Raw genomic sequence first — 13,870 nt, 5'->3', positions numbered from 1 at the left:
GGCCCGTGTGTCATGGTGGATCGGTGCCGACCACCGTATCGCTGCCGGACGACTGGCCCGCACACCCGGACCGGTCGCTCTCGCTGAACCGCATGGGCAGTTTCGACTGGGACCTGATCACCGGTCTCATGCACATGGACGAAGCCGCCCTCGACGTCTTCGACACGACTCCCGACGAGTACGACGGCCGGCCGGAGTCGCTCGACCCGCGCGTCCCCGCCACCGAGGGCGCGCGGCTCGACGCCCTCGTCTCCTCCGCCCTCAAGAGCGGCGAGGACAGCTACGGCGCCTACTTCCGCATCCGCTGCCACGACGGACGGCTGCGCTGGACGCACACCCAGGGCCGCGTCATGCGCGGCCCCGACGGCCGCCCCTACCGGATCATCGGCATCGTCCGGGACGCCACCGACGAGCTCAGCCACTCGGCGGAGCGGCTCGGCCTGGACGAGGAACGGCGCCGCCAGACGTCCGTGGTCGAGTCCACCACCGCCGCCCTCGCGCACGCCCGGACCGTGCAGGACGTCATCGACGTCATCGGTGACGCCCACGGCCTGGAACGGCTCGGTTCGATGGGCATGGTCATGGGCCTCGTCGAAGCCGGCCGGATCCACCTGGTCGCCGAGGGCCCGGAGGACAGCTTCGTCCCCGGCACCCGCTACACCCGCATCGACGAGCAGTACCCGATGAGCGAGGTCGTCCGCTCCCTGGAGCCGCGCTTCCTCGACTCGGCGCAGGAATTCGCCCGGGACTACCCCGGGCTCTGGGCGAAGATCTCGTACATGCGGATCTCGGCCGCCGCCTACCTGCCGCTCATCGCCCAGGCCCGCCCGATCGGCGCGATCGGACTGCTCTACCAGGACAAGGACGGCTTCACCCAGGAGGAACGCAACCTGCTCGTCGCCCTCGGCAGCAGCATCGCGCAGAGCCTCCAGCGCGCCATGCTGCTGGAGCAGGAGCACGACCTGGCCGAGGGCCTCCAGCAGGCCATGCTGCCGCGGCGGATCCCGTCGGTCGCCGGAGGGGAGATCGCCGTACGCTACCGGTCCGCCCGGATGGGCCAGGACATCGGCGGCGACTGGTACGACGTCATCCCGCTGCCCGGAGGCCGGGTCGGCGCCGTCATAGGCGACGTCCAGGGCCACGACACGCACGCGGCGGCCGTCATGGGCCAGCTCCGGATCGTGCTGCGCGCCTACGCCGCCGAGGGGCACTCACCCGGCACGGTCATGGCCCGGGCCTCCGTCTTCCTGCACGAGCTGGACACCGACCGGTTCGCGACCTGCACGTACGTGGAGGCCGACCTCTCGACGGGCGTCCTCCAGGTCGTCCGGGCGGGCCACATCGACCCGCTGCTGCGCACCCGCGACGGGGACTGCCACCGGCTTCCGGTGGCGGGCGGCATGCCGCTCGGCCTCTCGGCGGAATTCGGCCGCCTGGAGTACCCGGTGACCACCGTGGAGCTGGACCCCGGGGAAACGGTCCTGCTGTGCACCGACGGCCTGGTGGAACAGCCCGGCGCCGACCTCGACGACGGAATACAGCTCCTGACCTCCCACATCCGCCGTGGGCCGGCGGACCTGCAGCTCCTGGCGGACCTGCTGTGCGAGATCGTCGACGAACGGGGCGGGGACGACGACATGGCGCTGCTCCTGCTTCGCCGCCACGTGGTGGCGCAGCAGGAGGGCGGCGGCCGCCTCCAGCAGCACGTGGCACCGGGCGACCCCGAGGCCCTGGTGGCGGCCCGGCACATGATCGGGGCGGCGGTGCGGTCCTGGGGCGCGCGGGAACGGGCCGACGAGATCGAACTGGTCGCGGACGAGCTGATCGTCAACGCCCTGATGCACACGGACGGCCCGGCGATCGTGACCCTGCGGGTCCTGGCGGCCCCCCAGCGCCGGCTCCGGGTGGAGGTGGAGGACCGCTCCAGCGCACTGCCGCGCCGCCGCGAGGCGGGGGAGTCGGGCGTCTCGGGCCGGGGCCTGATGCTGGTGGACCGCCTGGCGGACGTCTGGGGCGTGGAGCCGCGGGGCGGCGGCAAATGCGTCTGGTGCGAGTTCGTGATGGGCTGACCCCCACCCGGTTCCACCCCGGGCCGACCCTTCGTCACCCCCGGTTGTCGGTGGCGTCCGGCAGGATCACCGGCATGCCCGAATCCACCCGCGCCATCACCGAGTACTGGGACGCCGCCGCGGCCGCGTTCGACGACGAACCGGATCACGGCCTGCGGCAGGAGCACACCCGTGCCGCGTGGGCACGGCTGCTGAGATCCTGGCTGCCCGCCGGTCCGGCCGACGTCCTCGACGTCGGCTGCGGTACCGGGTCGCTGTCCCTGCTGCTGGCCGAGGCCGGGCACCGGGTGACCGGTGTGGACCTCGCGCCCCGGATGGTGGAGCGGGCCGAGGCCAAACTCGCGGCCGCGGGCCTCGCGGTACGGTTCCTCGTCGGCGACGCCGCCGATCCGCCGACCGGGCAGGAGCGGTACGACGTCCTGCTCTGCCGGCACCTGCTGTGGACCCTGCCCGATCCCGGGGCCGCGCTCCGCGCGTGGGTCGCGCGGCTCGGCCCGGGAGGGCGGCTGGTACTGGTCGAGGGGCGGTGGCGGGAAGCCGGCGAGAGCGGCGTGCCCTACGCCGCCGGAGCCGGATCGCTCCCCTGGAACGGCGGGGTCACCGCCGGGGACCTGGCCGCCGCGGTCCGGCCCCTGGTGTCCGACCTCCGGATCGAACCGCTCAGCGGCGAAGCCGAGTTGTGGGGCGGACCCGTCACCGACGAGCGGTACGCGCTGATCGCCCGGATCTGACCCGGACGGCGCACGAAGAGGCCACCGCCACCGAGCGGGCCCGCCGGGAAAGTCCGTTGCGGGCCCGCCACGGCTCCGTGAGGATCGGGGGCGATGACCAACACCATGGACGAAGTACGCCGATTCCTGAAGAAGGACGATCTGCCCGGAGCGGTACGGTCCCTCCGGCCGCACGCCGAGACGGCATCGATCACCGAACTCGCCAAGGCCGCACGGGCCCTGGCCGAAGCCGCCGGGTTCAAGGAACTGGCCCGCGCCGCCAAGGCCGCCGCCGAACGGCCCGGCGCCCCCCAGGCCCTCTACGACCTCGGCTACGCCTGCGTCGAGCACGGCATCGCCTTCCTCGCCGTCGCACCGCTGCGCGAGGCACTGCGGATGCTCCCCGACTCGCGGCCGCTCCTCGCCGAGCTGGTGTCCGCCCTGGAGGACGAGCACCGGCACGCCGAGGCCGTCGCCCTGCTCTCCGGCCGCGGCCAGGCGCTGCCCGCCTGGCCCGAGACGTACCTCCTCGTGCACCACACCCTGCTGGCCGGGGACCTGGACACCGCCGAGCGCATCGGCAGCGCCCTCCCCGCCCCCGAGGACCCGCAGTGGTCCGGCGCCCACGACCGCCAGAGGCGACGGCTGCACCGCACCGGCCAGGCCCGCCGGGCCCAGAGCGCGGCCGGCTACGCCGACCCGCTCGGCCGCGCCGACCTGCGCGGCTGGCACTACGGCCTCACCGGCGGCCTCCTCGGCACCCTCTCCCCGTACGGCTGGGACGCCGGGATGACCGGCCGCTACGCCTACCTCGGGGACACCCACGAGCAGTGCCGCCGGGGCCTCGCCCGCCTGGCGCTCGCCCTGGAGGCCGCCGGGCGCCGCCCCACCACCGTCTCGCTGCTGCCCGGCCGGTCCGACCGGATCCTCGGACTCGCCGCGGGGCGGGTGCTGGGGCTGCCCGCCGTACCGTACGAGCCCGCCCGTACGGACACACTCGTCGTCGCCTACGACCTGAACGCGACCGACCCGGACCTCCTGCGCACCCTGCACGCCCGCGCCGACGGCCAGATCCTGTCCGAGCACGCCACCTGCTGGACCGATCCGCCCGCGGTGAGCGCGGACTTCAGCGCACTGCTGTGCCAGCTCGTCTCCCCGCCCTGGAAGGACGACCAGCGGTCCGAGGAGGAGATCGCCCGGGACATCGCGCAGGCCGCCGCCGGCCCGGACGAGGGCGACGGCGCGACCCCGCCCGATCCGGACGAGGCCTTCCGGGCCTTCGCCTGCGCGGTCCGCGACGGCTGGCTCACGGCCCCCCGCGACCGCGTCGCCTCGCCGGGCCCGGTGCCCAGCTCGCGCTTCGCCTGAGGCGGCGGCAGGCTGGGACCATGCCGGAGCTGCCCGAGGTCGAGGCCCTGCGGGAGTATCTCGACGAGCACCTCACCGGGCGGGTGGTCGAGCGCGTCCTCCCGCTCGCCGTGAGCGTGCTCAAGACCTACGACCCGCCGCCGGCCGCCCTCGAAGGGCAGCCGGCCGGCACCCCCGCCCGGTACGGCAAGTTCCTGGCCCTGCCGGTCGGCGAGCTCCACCTCGTCACGCACCTGGCCCGGGCCGGCTGGCTGCGCTGGCAGGACACCCTGCCCGCGCAGCCGCCGCGCCCCGGCAAGGGGCCGCTCGCACTGCGCGTCTCCCTCGTCGGCGGGGGCGGTTTCGACCTCACCGAGGCCGGAACACAGAAGCGCCTCGCCGTGTACGTGGTCCACGACCCGCAGGAGGTGCCCGGCATCGCCCGCCTCGGCCCCGATCCGCTCGCCGAGGGCTTCGACCGGGACGCCTTCGCAGCGCTGCTCGCGGGGGAGCGGCGCCAGATCAAGGGCGTGCTGCGGGACCAGAGCGTGATCGCGGGAATCGGCAACGCCTACAGCGACGAGATCCTGCACGCGGCCAGGGTCTCGCCCTTCAAGCTCGCCGCCTCCTTCACCGAGGAACAGCTCACCCAGCTCTACGAGGCCGTGCGGAGCACCCTGGGCGAGGCCGTCGGCCGGGCCCACGGGGTCGCCGCGGGAAAGCTCAAGGCCGAGAAGAAGAGCGGCCTGCGGGTGCACGGCCGGGCCGGTGAGCCGTGCCCGGTCTGCGGGGACACCGTGCGTTCGGTGTCCTTCGCCGATTCGTCCCTGGAGTACTGCCCCACCTGCCAGACCGGTGGCAAGCCGCTCGCGGACCGGCGGCTCTCCCGCCTCCTCAAATAGGCGGCCGCTGCGTAGACTCCGGCACCATGGCCGAGGAGCAGCAGCAGTCGACGCCCCGGCGCGAGGTCGTCACCGGGATCCCCCGGGGCGCCCGCCGCCGGCCGCCCGCGCACACCCCCGCCCGCTCGGAGATCTCCGAGCAGACCACCCTCGGGGCCACCTACGTCCGGGCCCTCATGCGCAGCCAACTGCGCGCGGCCGCCGGTGCGTTGGCGGCGCTCGTGTGGTTGGTCGGGACCCTGCCGCTGGTGTTCGCCCTGTCGCACGACGCGTCGGGGCCACTGGTCTGGGTGGCGCTCGGCCTGCTGGTGTATCCGGTGATGTGGCTCATCGCCCGGTGGTACGTCACCCGGGCGGAGCGCAACGAGGCGGATTTCACCGGCCTGGTGATGGATCCCGCCGACCGCGGCTGGTGACCTGAGCCGGGGCTTCGAGGCCCTCGTGTGGTTGAAGCGGTAACCGTGCCGACGCGCTGGCCCCCGTGCCCTCGGCGGCGCATGATGGAGATAGTGCTCTCACCCGCATGGACGCAAGAGCGTGACGGCCTTCTTGGCTCCCGCGCCCGTCCCTGAACATGGGGTGGTTGAAGACGAACCGAGTCGTTCATCACTCGGACTCGGGTGGACGCTTCACGGAAGGACGGACATCATGGCCGTTCTCAAACTCTCACTGTTCTCGAACAACTTCCCCGATTTCTTCATCATCGACCACACCGGCCTCGCCGACATCGCCAAGATCGAAACCGAGCAGGACCGCCGTGACGCCACGTTCCAGTGGACCGGCCCCAGCCTGGTGAACTTCGGTGGAACGGGCATGCTGGTACGGGCGGTTGCTCCGCCGGGATTCTGTCTGCGCATCGCGACGTTCGACGACTTCCGCATTCACAGCAAGTTCTTCACCGGGATCATAGATCCTCAGGTCAAGGCGGAGGTCATCGAGGAATCGACCTACTTCATCGAAGCGGCGGAAATCGACCCCAACCAGGCCTCGTTCCGGTCCGTGAAGTTCCCGGAACGATTCATCCGGCACAGGAACTTCGAATTGTTCGCCGAGCCGCTGGTGACCATTTCCGACCTTCAGTCCGCATGCTTCAGGATTGCGCCGCCACTCCATCCGGAGGAGTTCTAGACGGGCGGCCCGGCGCGGAATCGAAGCATGCGGCGTGACGGGACCAGCCGGCAGATGCCGGGGACCCCGGGACAGCACCGAGGCGGGACGGCCTACGTCGGTTCGTACGGTTCCACCGGGAGCGGGCCGAGCGGTTCCTGCGTGTGCCCCTCGGGTGAGCACGCGGCGAACGGGCCCTGCCGGGGATCCATCAGGACCCGCAGGTGTGGATCGGCGTGCTGGATCCACCACGTCGTCATGCCGAGGGCGGGATCGTGTCGCAGGTGCTCCCAGGCCAGCCAGAGCGAGGACAGCCGGGCCCCCGCCTCCGGGTGCTCCCACCAGAGCGGGCACCAGGTCGCGGACGTGCCGTCCAGGGGGCGGCGGATCATGACCGCCAGGTAGTCGGTGACGAAGGCGAAGACGTCGGCGAAGTAGAACTCGGGCCCGTCGCCGCGGCCTTCCGGCGCCGGCGTGGGGGAGACGGAAGGCGCTTCCGGCTTCGGCCGGGGCGGTGGGTACAGCGCCAGCAGCGAGCCGATGGCGTCGTCGCCGCGCCGGAGCTCCGTCAGGAGCCAGCCCAGGAGGAGGTCCTGCGATGCGGCGACCTCGGCATAGGCGTCCGCCGCGAGGGAGGCGACGATCCGCTCCCTCCAGTCGTTCAACTTCCCTCTCCAGCGCTCCTCCTCGGCGGCCGACCGGGAGCCGGACAGGAAGCGGGCGACCGCCCACCGGTGTTCCTTCCAGGCCTCGCCGTCCGCGTCGGCCGTCACCCGCGCCGCCACCCGTTGCGCGTACTCGATCGCTTCGCTGTCCATGGAACTGATGAGTGCCTTTCGAGCCAGGTAAGGAATTCGCTGATCATATGAGTTCAGCGTCCCGTGCCCGTGCCCGTGGCTTCGTCAGAACAGGTGCATCGCCAAATGCCCCAGAGGCAGCCCGAGTTGCCAGGCCGGGGTCCATACGCGCGCGTTCTCGTCCAGTCCCGGCGCGAAGTCGCTGTGGTCGGGCCGCCCGGGGTCGAGGTTGGTGGCGAACAGCTCGGTGCCGTCCAGCCAGCGCCACGCCGCCCGGGCCAGTTCCAGGTCGGGGTCCCCGCCGTCGCCGCGCTCCCGGGCCTCCTCGCCGAGAGCGAGGAACCGGGTGTGCACCCAGTCGCGCCACGGGTGTCCGTACGCCGTGAGCGACAGCCACTCGTCGAGCTGCGAGACCACCCGGATGCCGGAGAGCTCGCCGGCCGCGTCCGAGAGGTAGATCGTCAGGGCGAGCGTGTCCCGTCCGGCCCTGAACTCCAGGGTGCTGACCGGGATGAGCCGGCCCGTACGCAGCAGTTCGTCCGCGATGTACTCGGCATACAGCCAGGCCATGGGCACCGCGAGCCCGCCGTCACTGGTGCCGTTACTACCCTCGGGCTGCACCGTTCCACCTTCTCCCGCGCTTCGAGCGTCCCGTCGTCAGTCCTGAGCCTTCACCGAGCGGCTTGCGGAGCGGGGGATGTTTACTCAACTTGCACGCTCTGATGCCGAAATCGACGCGTTTTATGTCCGATCCGCATCTATTCACGGCGTTACACGATCTTTCGCCGCTCCGCGCCGCGCCGCAGCCTCAGGCGCCGAGGCCGTACCCGTACCCCTGGAGGCCCTTCTTCAGGGCGCGAAGGGCGTAGTACGTGCGGGACTTGACGGTTCCGGCCGGGATGCCGAGCTCGGCGGCGGCCTCGGCCACCGAGCGGTCGCGGAAGTAGACCTGCATCAGCACCTCGCGGTGCTCGGGCCCCAGGGACCCCACGGCCCGCCGGACGTCGATCGCCGTGACCGAGCCGGCCACCGCGTCCTGGGGCTCGGGTGCGTGTTCCAGCCCCTCCGGGTCCACCTCCAGCGGCCGTGACAGCCGGGCCCGCCGGGCGTCGATCGCCAGGCGCCGGGCCACCGTGAACAGCCAGGGCCGCATGGAGTCGTGCCCGCTGGACAGGGCCTCCGGGTGCTGCCAGACCCGGACGAGGGTCTCCTGTACGAGGTCCTCCGCGCGCTGGGCGTCCCCCGCCGTGAGGCCGACCAGGAATCCGAACAGGGCCCGCCCGTGGTCGCGCTGGAGTTCGGCGAGTGCCTCGGGGTCCGTACGCGGGAGGGTGGGGGAGAGCGGCACGAGGGGCTCCTTCCGGGGTGCGTGGGGGGCCGTGGAGGCGGCGACCCGTCCACCCTGACCTGCACGGAGCCCACCTGGAACCGTCCGGCCCCGGCGTTGCGCCCAAGCACCCGGGTCGTCCGCCGGGCGGCCGTGCGGGTCGGTGAACGGTCGAACGGCGCGGCGAACGGCATGCGGCTGCCGCCGTCCGGGTCCGCCGCTGCCGTCCGGGTCCGCCGTTCGGGTGGCGTGTGTCCGCGAGACGGATCCGTTCCTTGACTTACGGCGTGTAGTTATATGGATTGCATGTGATCACATGTCAGATAATCGTATTAACGAGAGCGGGGCCCATGACCACGCGAATCCGTCCGCCGGTGCTCGCCCTCCTGTCGGCCGTGCTGCTGTCCGCCGCCGTCGGATGCTCGGCCACCGGGAGCTCCGCGCCGGCCCGCCTCGGGGACTCCGGCGGACCGGCCGCCCCCTCCACCGCCGCCGGAGCGCCCGCCGCCCAGGGCTTCACCCTGGTCGCGAGCGGCGATGTACTGCCGCACACCTCCGTCATCCAGCACGCGGCGAACGACGCGGAGGGCGACGGATACGACTTCAGGCCGATGTTCTCCGGCGTCAAGTCCGTGGTGTCCGCGGCCGACCTCGCCCTCTGCCACATGGAGACGATCTACGGGGAGGAGGGCGGCCCCTTCTCCGGCTATCCGGCCTTCAAATCACCGCCCGAGGTCGCCGACGGACTGAAGGACGCCGGGTACGACGGCTGCTCCACGGCCTCGAACCACACCCTCGACGACGGGGGCGCCGGCCTGCGCCGCACGCTGGACCGCTTCGACAAGGTCGGCCTGGGTCACGCCGGCTCGGCCCGTACGGCCGCCGAGGCGGCCACGTACAAGGCGGGCTCCGCCAAGGTGGCGCACCTCGCGTACACCTACGACACCAACGGTTACCCCATGCCCGACGGCCAGCCGTGGGCGGTCAACCTGATGAAGCAGGACAAGATCATCGCGGATGCGCGGGCGGCCCGGAAGGCGGGCGCGGACGTGGTGCTGGTGAGCGTGCACTGGGGCACGGAATGGGAGACCGAGCCGGACGGGACCCAGCTCTCGCTCGGCAAGGCGCTGACCGCCTCGCAGACCGGCGGCCGCCCCGACATCGATCTGCTCATCGGCACGCACGCTCATATCCCCCAGCCTTACGAGAAGGTCAACGGGACCTGGATCGTCTACGGCATGGGAGACCAGGTCGCGGGCGAGATGTTCAACTACACGGGTGCGCGCGACATGCGGGGCAACTACGGCTCGATCGGCCGGTTCACCTTCGCCCCGCCGGCCGTCGCCGGGCAGCGCTGGCAGGTCACCAAGGCCGAGTTCGTGCCGCAGATGATGGACCTGTCCGCGGGCCGGGTCGTCCACCTGCCCGACGCGCTCGCCAAGGACCCCGGCCGCGAGGACTACGAGCGCGCCCGCGACGCCATCAGCGAGGCCGTCCTCAGCCGCGGCGCCGCCAAGGACGGCCTGACCATGGGCCGGTAGGACCGGGGACGTGACCCGGCACCCGTACCCCGTGCCCCGGGAGCCCTACGGAACCACGGTGACGGGCCAGCGGCCCGCCTTGACCAGGCGGATCGCCACCGACCCCACGATGCGGTGGCCCGCCTGCTCGGAGGCGCCGACCACCACCGCGTCCGCCATCAGCTCGTCCGCCGCGCTCACCAGGCCGGCGTACGGGTCGCCGCGGAAGGTGTGGAACTGCCACCGCACCTCGTAGATGCCCTTGAGCCGCTCCGCCGACGCGCGGATCTCGGCCACCAGGCCCTCCGCGATCTCCCCGGTGGTGTCCGCCACCGGCGCGCCCAGCGCGGCGCCGGCCGGGATCACCGGCTGGACGTACACCAGGGCCAGCAGGGCGTTCTGCCGCCGGGCCAGCCCCGCCGCGTAGGCCGCGGCCCGCAGCGAGGACTCCGATCCGTCCACCCCGGCCAGGATCACCTTCGGGCCGTCGGTACCGCGTTCGAATTCCGTGTTCACGTGCTCCGTCACCCTGCCGAGGATAGGCCGTGCCCCGGAGCGCCCGGGGCACGGCCCGGGGCATGGCCCGGGCATGAGCCTGCGCAGCCCCGTGGGCACGGCCCGGGGGACGCCCCTCCCGCTCGGCGCGCGTACCGGCGCCGCCCTCCCTACAGTGCGAACCATGAGTGCCACCGTGGAGGAGAAGCACGGAACCCGGAACCGCTTCCTGAACCGGGTGCCCGACGGGTTCGGCGCGTTCTTCGGAGCGCTCGGCCTGCTCTGCGCCCTGCTCGCCCTCTCGCCCACGCTGCGGCGGCTCCTGCGGCACATCGTGCGGTTCCTCGACCTGATCGTCGTCCCGGTCAGCGCGAACCTCGCCTACGCCGTTTTCCTTTTCCTCCTCGCCGCGGCCCTCGGCACCCGCAAGAAGGTCGCCTGGTGGATCGTCATCACCTATTTGGCCCTTCTGATCCTCGACGACGTGCTGGAGATGGCCGTCGGCGAGTACTGGATCGGCATCCCCTCCATGATCATCGCCGTCGCCGCACTGGCCGTGCTGATCGCCGCCCGCGACGAGTTCTACGCCGCCTCCCGCCCCGGAGCCCTGTGGCACGCCCTGTTCGTGCTCGGCCTCGGCCTGCTCGCCGCCGTACTCGCGGGCTGGGCGCTCGTCGCCCTCTTCCCCGGCACCCTGCCCAAGGGCCAGTGGCTGGACTGGGCCGCCAAGGAGGTCTTCGGCGGCCTCTTCTCCGCGCGGGAGTTCGACGGCCACCCACCCCGCCCGCTCTCCTTCCTGCTCGGCCTCTTCGGCGCCGCCGCCCTGCTGAACGCGGCCATGACCCTCTTCCGCTCCCAGCGTCTGACTGCCGCCCTGCACGGCGACGAGGAGCCCCGCATCCGCGCCCTCCTCGGCGCCTACGGACGCAACGACTCCCTCGGCTACTTCGCCACCCGGCGCGACAAGGCCGTCGTGTTCGCCCCCAACGGCAAGGCCGGCGTCACCTACCGCGTCGAGGCCGGCGTCTGCCTCGCCAGCGGGGACCCGGTCGGCGACCCCGCCTCCTGGACCGCCGCCATCGACGCCTGGCTGGCCGTGGCCCGGCGCTACGGCTGGCAGCCCGCCGTCATGGGTGCCTCCGAGGACGGCGCCACCGCCTACGGCCGCTCCGGGCTCGGCGCGCTCCAGCTCGGCGACGAGGCCATCCTGCACGTGGCCCACTTCGACCTCGACGGCCGCGACATGCGCGTCACCCGGCAGGCCGTCAACCGGGTCCGGCGCACCGGGGCCACCACCGTCATCCGCCGCCACTCCGCCCTCTCCCAGGACGAGATGCAGAGGATCGTGGAGAGCGCCGACCGATGGCGCGACACCGAGACCGAGCGCGGCTTCTCCATGGCCCTGGACCGGCTCGGCGACCGCGCCGACGGGGACTGCCTGCTGGTGGAGGCCTTCGACGACCAGGGCGAGCTGATCGCCCTGCTCTCCTTCGTCCCCTGGGGCAAGGACGGCATCTCCCTCGACCTCATGCGCCGCGACCGCACCGCCCCCAACGGGGTCATGGAGTTCATGGTCGCCCAGCTCTGCGCCGCGGCCCCCGGCCTCGGCGTGCACCGGATCTCCCTCAACTTCGCCGTCTTCCGCTCCGCCTTCGAGGAGGGCGGCCGGATCGGCGCCGGCCCCGTCCTCAAGCTGTGGCGCAGGCTGCTCCTCTTCTTCTCCCGCTGGTGGCAGCTGGAGGCGCTCTACCGCTCGAACGTCAAGTACAACCCCGAGTGGTACCCGCGCTTCCTCTGCTACCAGGACGCCGGCTCGCTCGCCCGCGTCAGCCTCGCCTCCGGCATCGCCGAGGGCTTCGTCTCCGTACCCAGCCTGCGCACCCTGTGGGGCAACGGGCACCCCAAGGGACTCACCGCCCCCGTCACCACCGAGGGACTGCCCTCCATCGACTCGCTCGGCCTGGACGCGGTCCAGCAGGAGGCCGCGGGGCCCCCGGCCGAGCGGCTGCCCGAACAGGTGCGCGTCCGCCACGCGAAGCTGGAACGCATCCGGGCGGCCGGCACCGACCCCTACCCGGTCGGGATCCGCCCGCGCACCCACACGGTCGCGGAACTGAAGGCCACCCACGAGGGTTCCCCCGGCCGCCCCGCCCTCCCGCCCGGTGCCCGGACCGGCGAGCAGGCCACCCTCGCCGGACGCGTCATGCTCGTACGCGACCTCGGCGGCGTGGTCTTCGCCGTCCTGCGGGACTGGTCCGGGGACGTACAGCTGATGCTCACCCGCGACGAGACCGGGGCCGGGGTACTGGACTCCTTCACCTCGCAGGTCGACTTCGGCGACCACGTGCTCGTCAGCGGCGAGACCGGCGCCAGCAAGGCGGGCGAGCTGTCGCTCGTGGTCCGGTCCTGGCAGCTCACCGGCAAGTGTCTGCGCCCCCTCCCCGACAAGCGCAAGGGCCTCGCCGACCCCGAGGCCCGCGTCCGGCGCCGCTACCTCGACCTCGTCGCGAGCCCCGAGGCCCGGGACGTCGTACGGGCCCGCTCCAGCGCGGTCCAGGCCCTGCGCCAGGGACTGCTCGACCGCGGCTACCTGGAGGTCGAGACACCGATGCTCCAGCAGATCCACGGCGGCGCCAACGCCCGGCCCTTCCGCACCCACATCAACGCCTACGACCTCGACCTGTACCTGCGCATCGCGCCCGAGCTCTACCTCAAGCGGCTCTGCGTCGGCGGCTTGGAGAAGGTATTCGAGATGGGCCGCACCTTCCGCAACGAGGGCGTCTCCTACAAGCACAACCCCGAGTTCACGATGCTGGAGGCCTACCAGGCCTTCGCCGACTACGACGTGATGCTCGACCTCACACGCGAACTGATCCAGGGCGCCGCCACCGCCGCCTTCGGCTCGCCCATCGCCCACAAGGCGGGACCCGACGGAAAGCTCGTCGTCCACGACATATCCGGAACCTGGCCGGTCAAGACCATGTACGGGGCCATCAGCGAAGCCCTCGGCGAGGAGGTCGACGCCGACACCGAGGAAGGGGTGCTGCGCCGGCTGTGCGACCGGGCGTCGGTCCCGCACGCCCCCGAGGACACCCGCGGCGACGTGGTGCTGGAGATGTACGAGCGCCTCGTGGAGGAGCGCACCAAGCTGCCCACCTTCTACAAGGACTTCCCCACCGACGTCTCCCCGCTCACCCGCCAGCACCGACGGGACCCCAGGCTCGCCGAACGCTGGGACCTGGTCGCCTTCGGAACCGAACTGGGCACCGCCTACTCGGAACTGACCGACCCGATGGAACAGCGCCGCCGCCTGACCGCCCAGTCCCTGCTCGCGGCGGGCGGCGACCCGGAGGCGATGGAACTCGACAACGACTTCCTCGACGCCCTGGAGTACGCGATGCCGCCCACGGGCGGCCTCGGCATCGGCGTGGACCGCCTCGTCATGTTCCTCACGGGCCTGACGATCCGCGAGACCCTCCCCTTCCCCCTGGTCCGCCGCGGCTGACCGGGCCGGGGGCCGGCGGCCTCGGCCGACCGGGTGAGGGGAAGTGGGTGCGTCCGCGCCTCTCGACAACTTCGGCGATGTCGTTGATACG

Annotated in this window: 12 protein-coding genes; 8 read left to right on the top strand and 4 right to left on the bottom strand. The window is 72.4% G+C overall.

Annotated elements, in window-relative coordinates:
• The first annotated feature begins 5 nt into the window (after positions 1-5).
• The 6 genes from KO717_RS04730 to KO717_RS04705 all read left to right on the top strand — a co-directional run bounded on the left by KO717_RS04730 (position 6) and on the right by KO717_RS04705 (position 6,156).
• The gene (locus KO717_RS04730; RefSeq protein WP_301364594.1) at positions 6-2,069 is read left to right on the top strand and encodes a SpoIIE family protein phosphatase; all 2,064 of its coding nucleotides are present in this window, start codon (positions 6-8) and stop codon (positions 2,067-2,069) included.
• A 74-nt stretch (positions 2,070-2,143) separates the two neighbouring features.
• The gene (locus KO717_RS04725) at positions 2,144-2,800 is read left to right on the top strand and encodes a class I SAM-dependent methyltransferase (protein ID WP_301364593.1); all 657 of its coding nucleotides are present in this window, start codon (positions 2,144-2,146) and stop codon (positions 2,798-2,800) included.
• 93 nt (positions 2,801-2,893) lie between these two features.
• A complete protein-coding gene (locus KO717_RS04720) occupies positions 2,894-4,147 on the top strand; it encodes a hypothetical protein (protein ID WP_301364592.1) in 1,254 nt (417 codons plus the stop codon).
• A 20-nt stretch (positions 4,148-4,167) separates the two neighbouring features.
• On the top strand, positions 4,168-5,028 hold the full coding sequence (locus KO717_RS04715; protein ID WP_301364591.1) for an Fpg/Nei family DNA glycosylase: 861 nt from the start codon (positions 4,168-4,170) through the stop codon (positions 5,026-5,028).
• A 26-nt stretch (positions 5,029-5,054) separates the two neighbouring features.
• Positions 5,055-5,444: a hypothetical protein gene (locus KO717_RS04710; RefSeq protein ID WP_301364590.1), complete on the top strand. Its 390-nt coding sequence runs from the start codon at positions 5,055-5,057 to the stop codon at positions 5,442-5,444.
• 232 nt (positions 5,445-5,676) lie between these two features.
• A complete protein-coding gene (locus KO717_RS04705; RefSeq protein ID WP_301364589.1) occupies positions 5,677-6,156 on the top strand; it encodes an AbfB domain-containing protein in 480 nt (159 codons plus the stop codon).
• 92 nt (positions 6,157-6,248) lie between these two features.
• Here KO717_RS04705 and KO717_RS04700 read toward each other — a convergent pair whose 3' ends face one another.
• The 3 genes from KO717_RS04700 to KO717_RS04690 form a co-directional block, all read right to left on the bottom strand.
• Positions 6,249-6,953, bottom strand: coding sequence for a DUF4913 domain-containing protein (locus KO717_RS04700; protein ID WP_301364588.1), 705 nt, complete (start codon positions 6,951-6,953; stop codon positions 6,249-6,251).
• Between the two features lie 84 nt (positions 6,954-7,037).
• Positions 7,038-7,502, bottom strand: coding sequence for a hypothetical protein (locus KO717_RS04695; RefSeq protein ID WP_301374369.1), 465 nt, complete (start codon positions 7,500-7,502; stop codon positions 7,038-7,040).
• Between the two features lie 238 nt (positions 7,503-7,740).
• Positions 7,741-8,280, bottom strand: a complete 540-nt coding sequence (locus KO717_RS04690) for a sigma-70 family RNA polymerase sigma factor (protein ID WP_301364587.1) — start codon at positions 8,278-8,280, stop codon at positions 7,741-7,743.
• A 329-nt stretch (positions 8,281-8,609) separates the two neighbouring features.
• On the opposite strand from KO717_RS04690, the gene KO717_RS04685 reads away from it, so the two are divergent.
• Complete coding sequence (locus tag KO717_RS04685; protein ID WP_301364586.1) at positions 8,610-9,800, top strand: CapA family protein; 1,191 nt, start codon at positions 8,610-8,612, stop codon at positions 9,798-9,800.
• A 45-nt stretch (positions 9,801-9,845) separates the two neighbouring features.
• On the opposite strand, the gene KO717_RS04680 is transcribed toward KO717_RS04685, so the two are convergent.
• A complete protein-coding gene (locus KO717_RS04680) occupies positions 9,846-10,307 on the bottom strand; it encodes a universal stress protein (protein ID WP_030716454.1) in 462 nt (153 codons plus the stop codon).
• Between the two features lie 151 nt (positions 10,308-10,458).
• Here KO717_RS04680 and lysX point away from each other — a divergent pair, with 151 nt between their 5' ends.
• Positions 10,459-13,779, top strand: coding sequence for a bifunctional lysylphosphatidylglycerol synthetase/lysine--tRNA ligase LysX (gene lysX, locus KO717_RS04675; RefSeq protein ID WP_301364585.1), 3,321 nt, complete (start codon positions 10,459-10,461; stop codon positions 13,777-13,779).
• Positions 13,780-13,870: the final 91 nt, after the last annotated feature.

Origin of the sequence: Streptomyces xanthophaeus (assembly GCF_030440515.1) — a bacterium.
Taxonomy (GTDB): domain Bacteria; phylum Actinomycetota; class Actinomycetes; order Streptomycetales; family Streptomycetaceae; genus Streptomyces; species Streptomyces kutzneri.
The sequence above is the reverse complement of the archived record's forward strand: the minus strand, read 5'-3'. Positions and strand labels throughout refer to the sequence as shown.

What these genes read in the sequence shown, in the direction of transcription:
- KO717_RS04725 (WP_301364593.1), top strand. Translation starts at nt 2,144, where the DNA reads ATGCCCGAATCCACCCGCGCCATCACCGAGTACTGGGACGCCGCCGCG.
- KO717_RS04720 (WP_301364592.1), top strand. Translation starts at nt 2,894, where the DNA reads ATGACCAACACCATGGACGAAGTACGCCGATTCCTGAAGAAGGACGAT.
- KO717_RS04715 (WP_301364591.1), top strand. Translation starts at nt 4,168, where the DNA reads ATGCCGGAGCTGCCCGAGGTCGAGGCCCTGCGGGAGTATCTCGACGAG.
- KO717_RS04710 (WP_301364590.1), top strand. Translation starts at nt 5,055, where the DNA reads ATGGCCGAGGAGCAGCAGCAGTCGACGCCCCGGCGCGAGGTCGTCACC.
- KO717_RS04705 (WP_301364589.1), top strand. Translation starts at nt 5,677, where the DNA reads ATGGCCGTTCTCAAACTCTCACTGTTCTCGAACAACTTCCCCGATTTC.
- KO717_RS04700 (WP_301364588.1), bottom strand. Translation starts at nt 6,953, where the DNA reads ATGGACAGCGAAGCGATCGAGTACGCGCAACGGGTGGCGGCGCGGGTG.
- KO717_RS04695 (WP_301374369.1), bottom strand. Translation starts at nt 7,502, where the DNA reads ATGGCCTGGCTGTATGCCGAGTACATCGCGGACGAACTGCTGCGTACG.
- KO717_RS04685 (WP_301364586.1), top strand. Translation starts at nt 8,610, where the DNA reads ATGACCACGCGAATCCGTCCGCCGGTGCTCGCCCTCCTGTCGGCCGTG.
- lysX (WP_301364585.1), top strand. Translation starts at nt 10,459, where the DNA reads ATGAGTGCCACCGTGGAGGAGAAGCACGGAACCCGGAACCGCTTCCTG.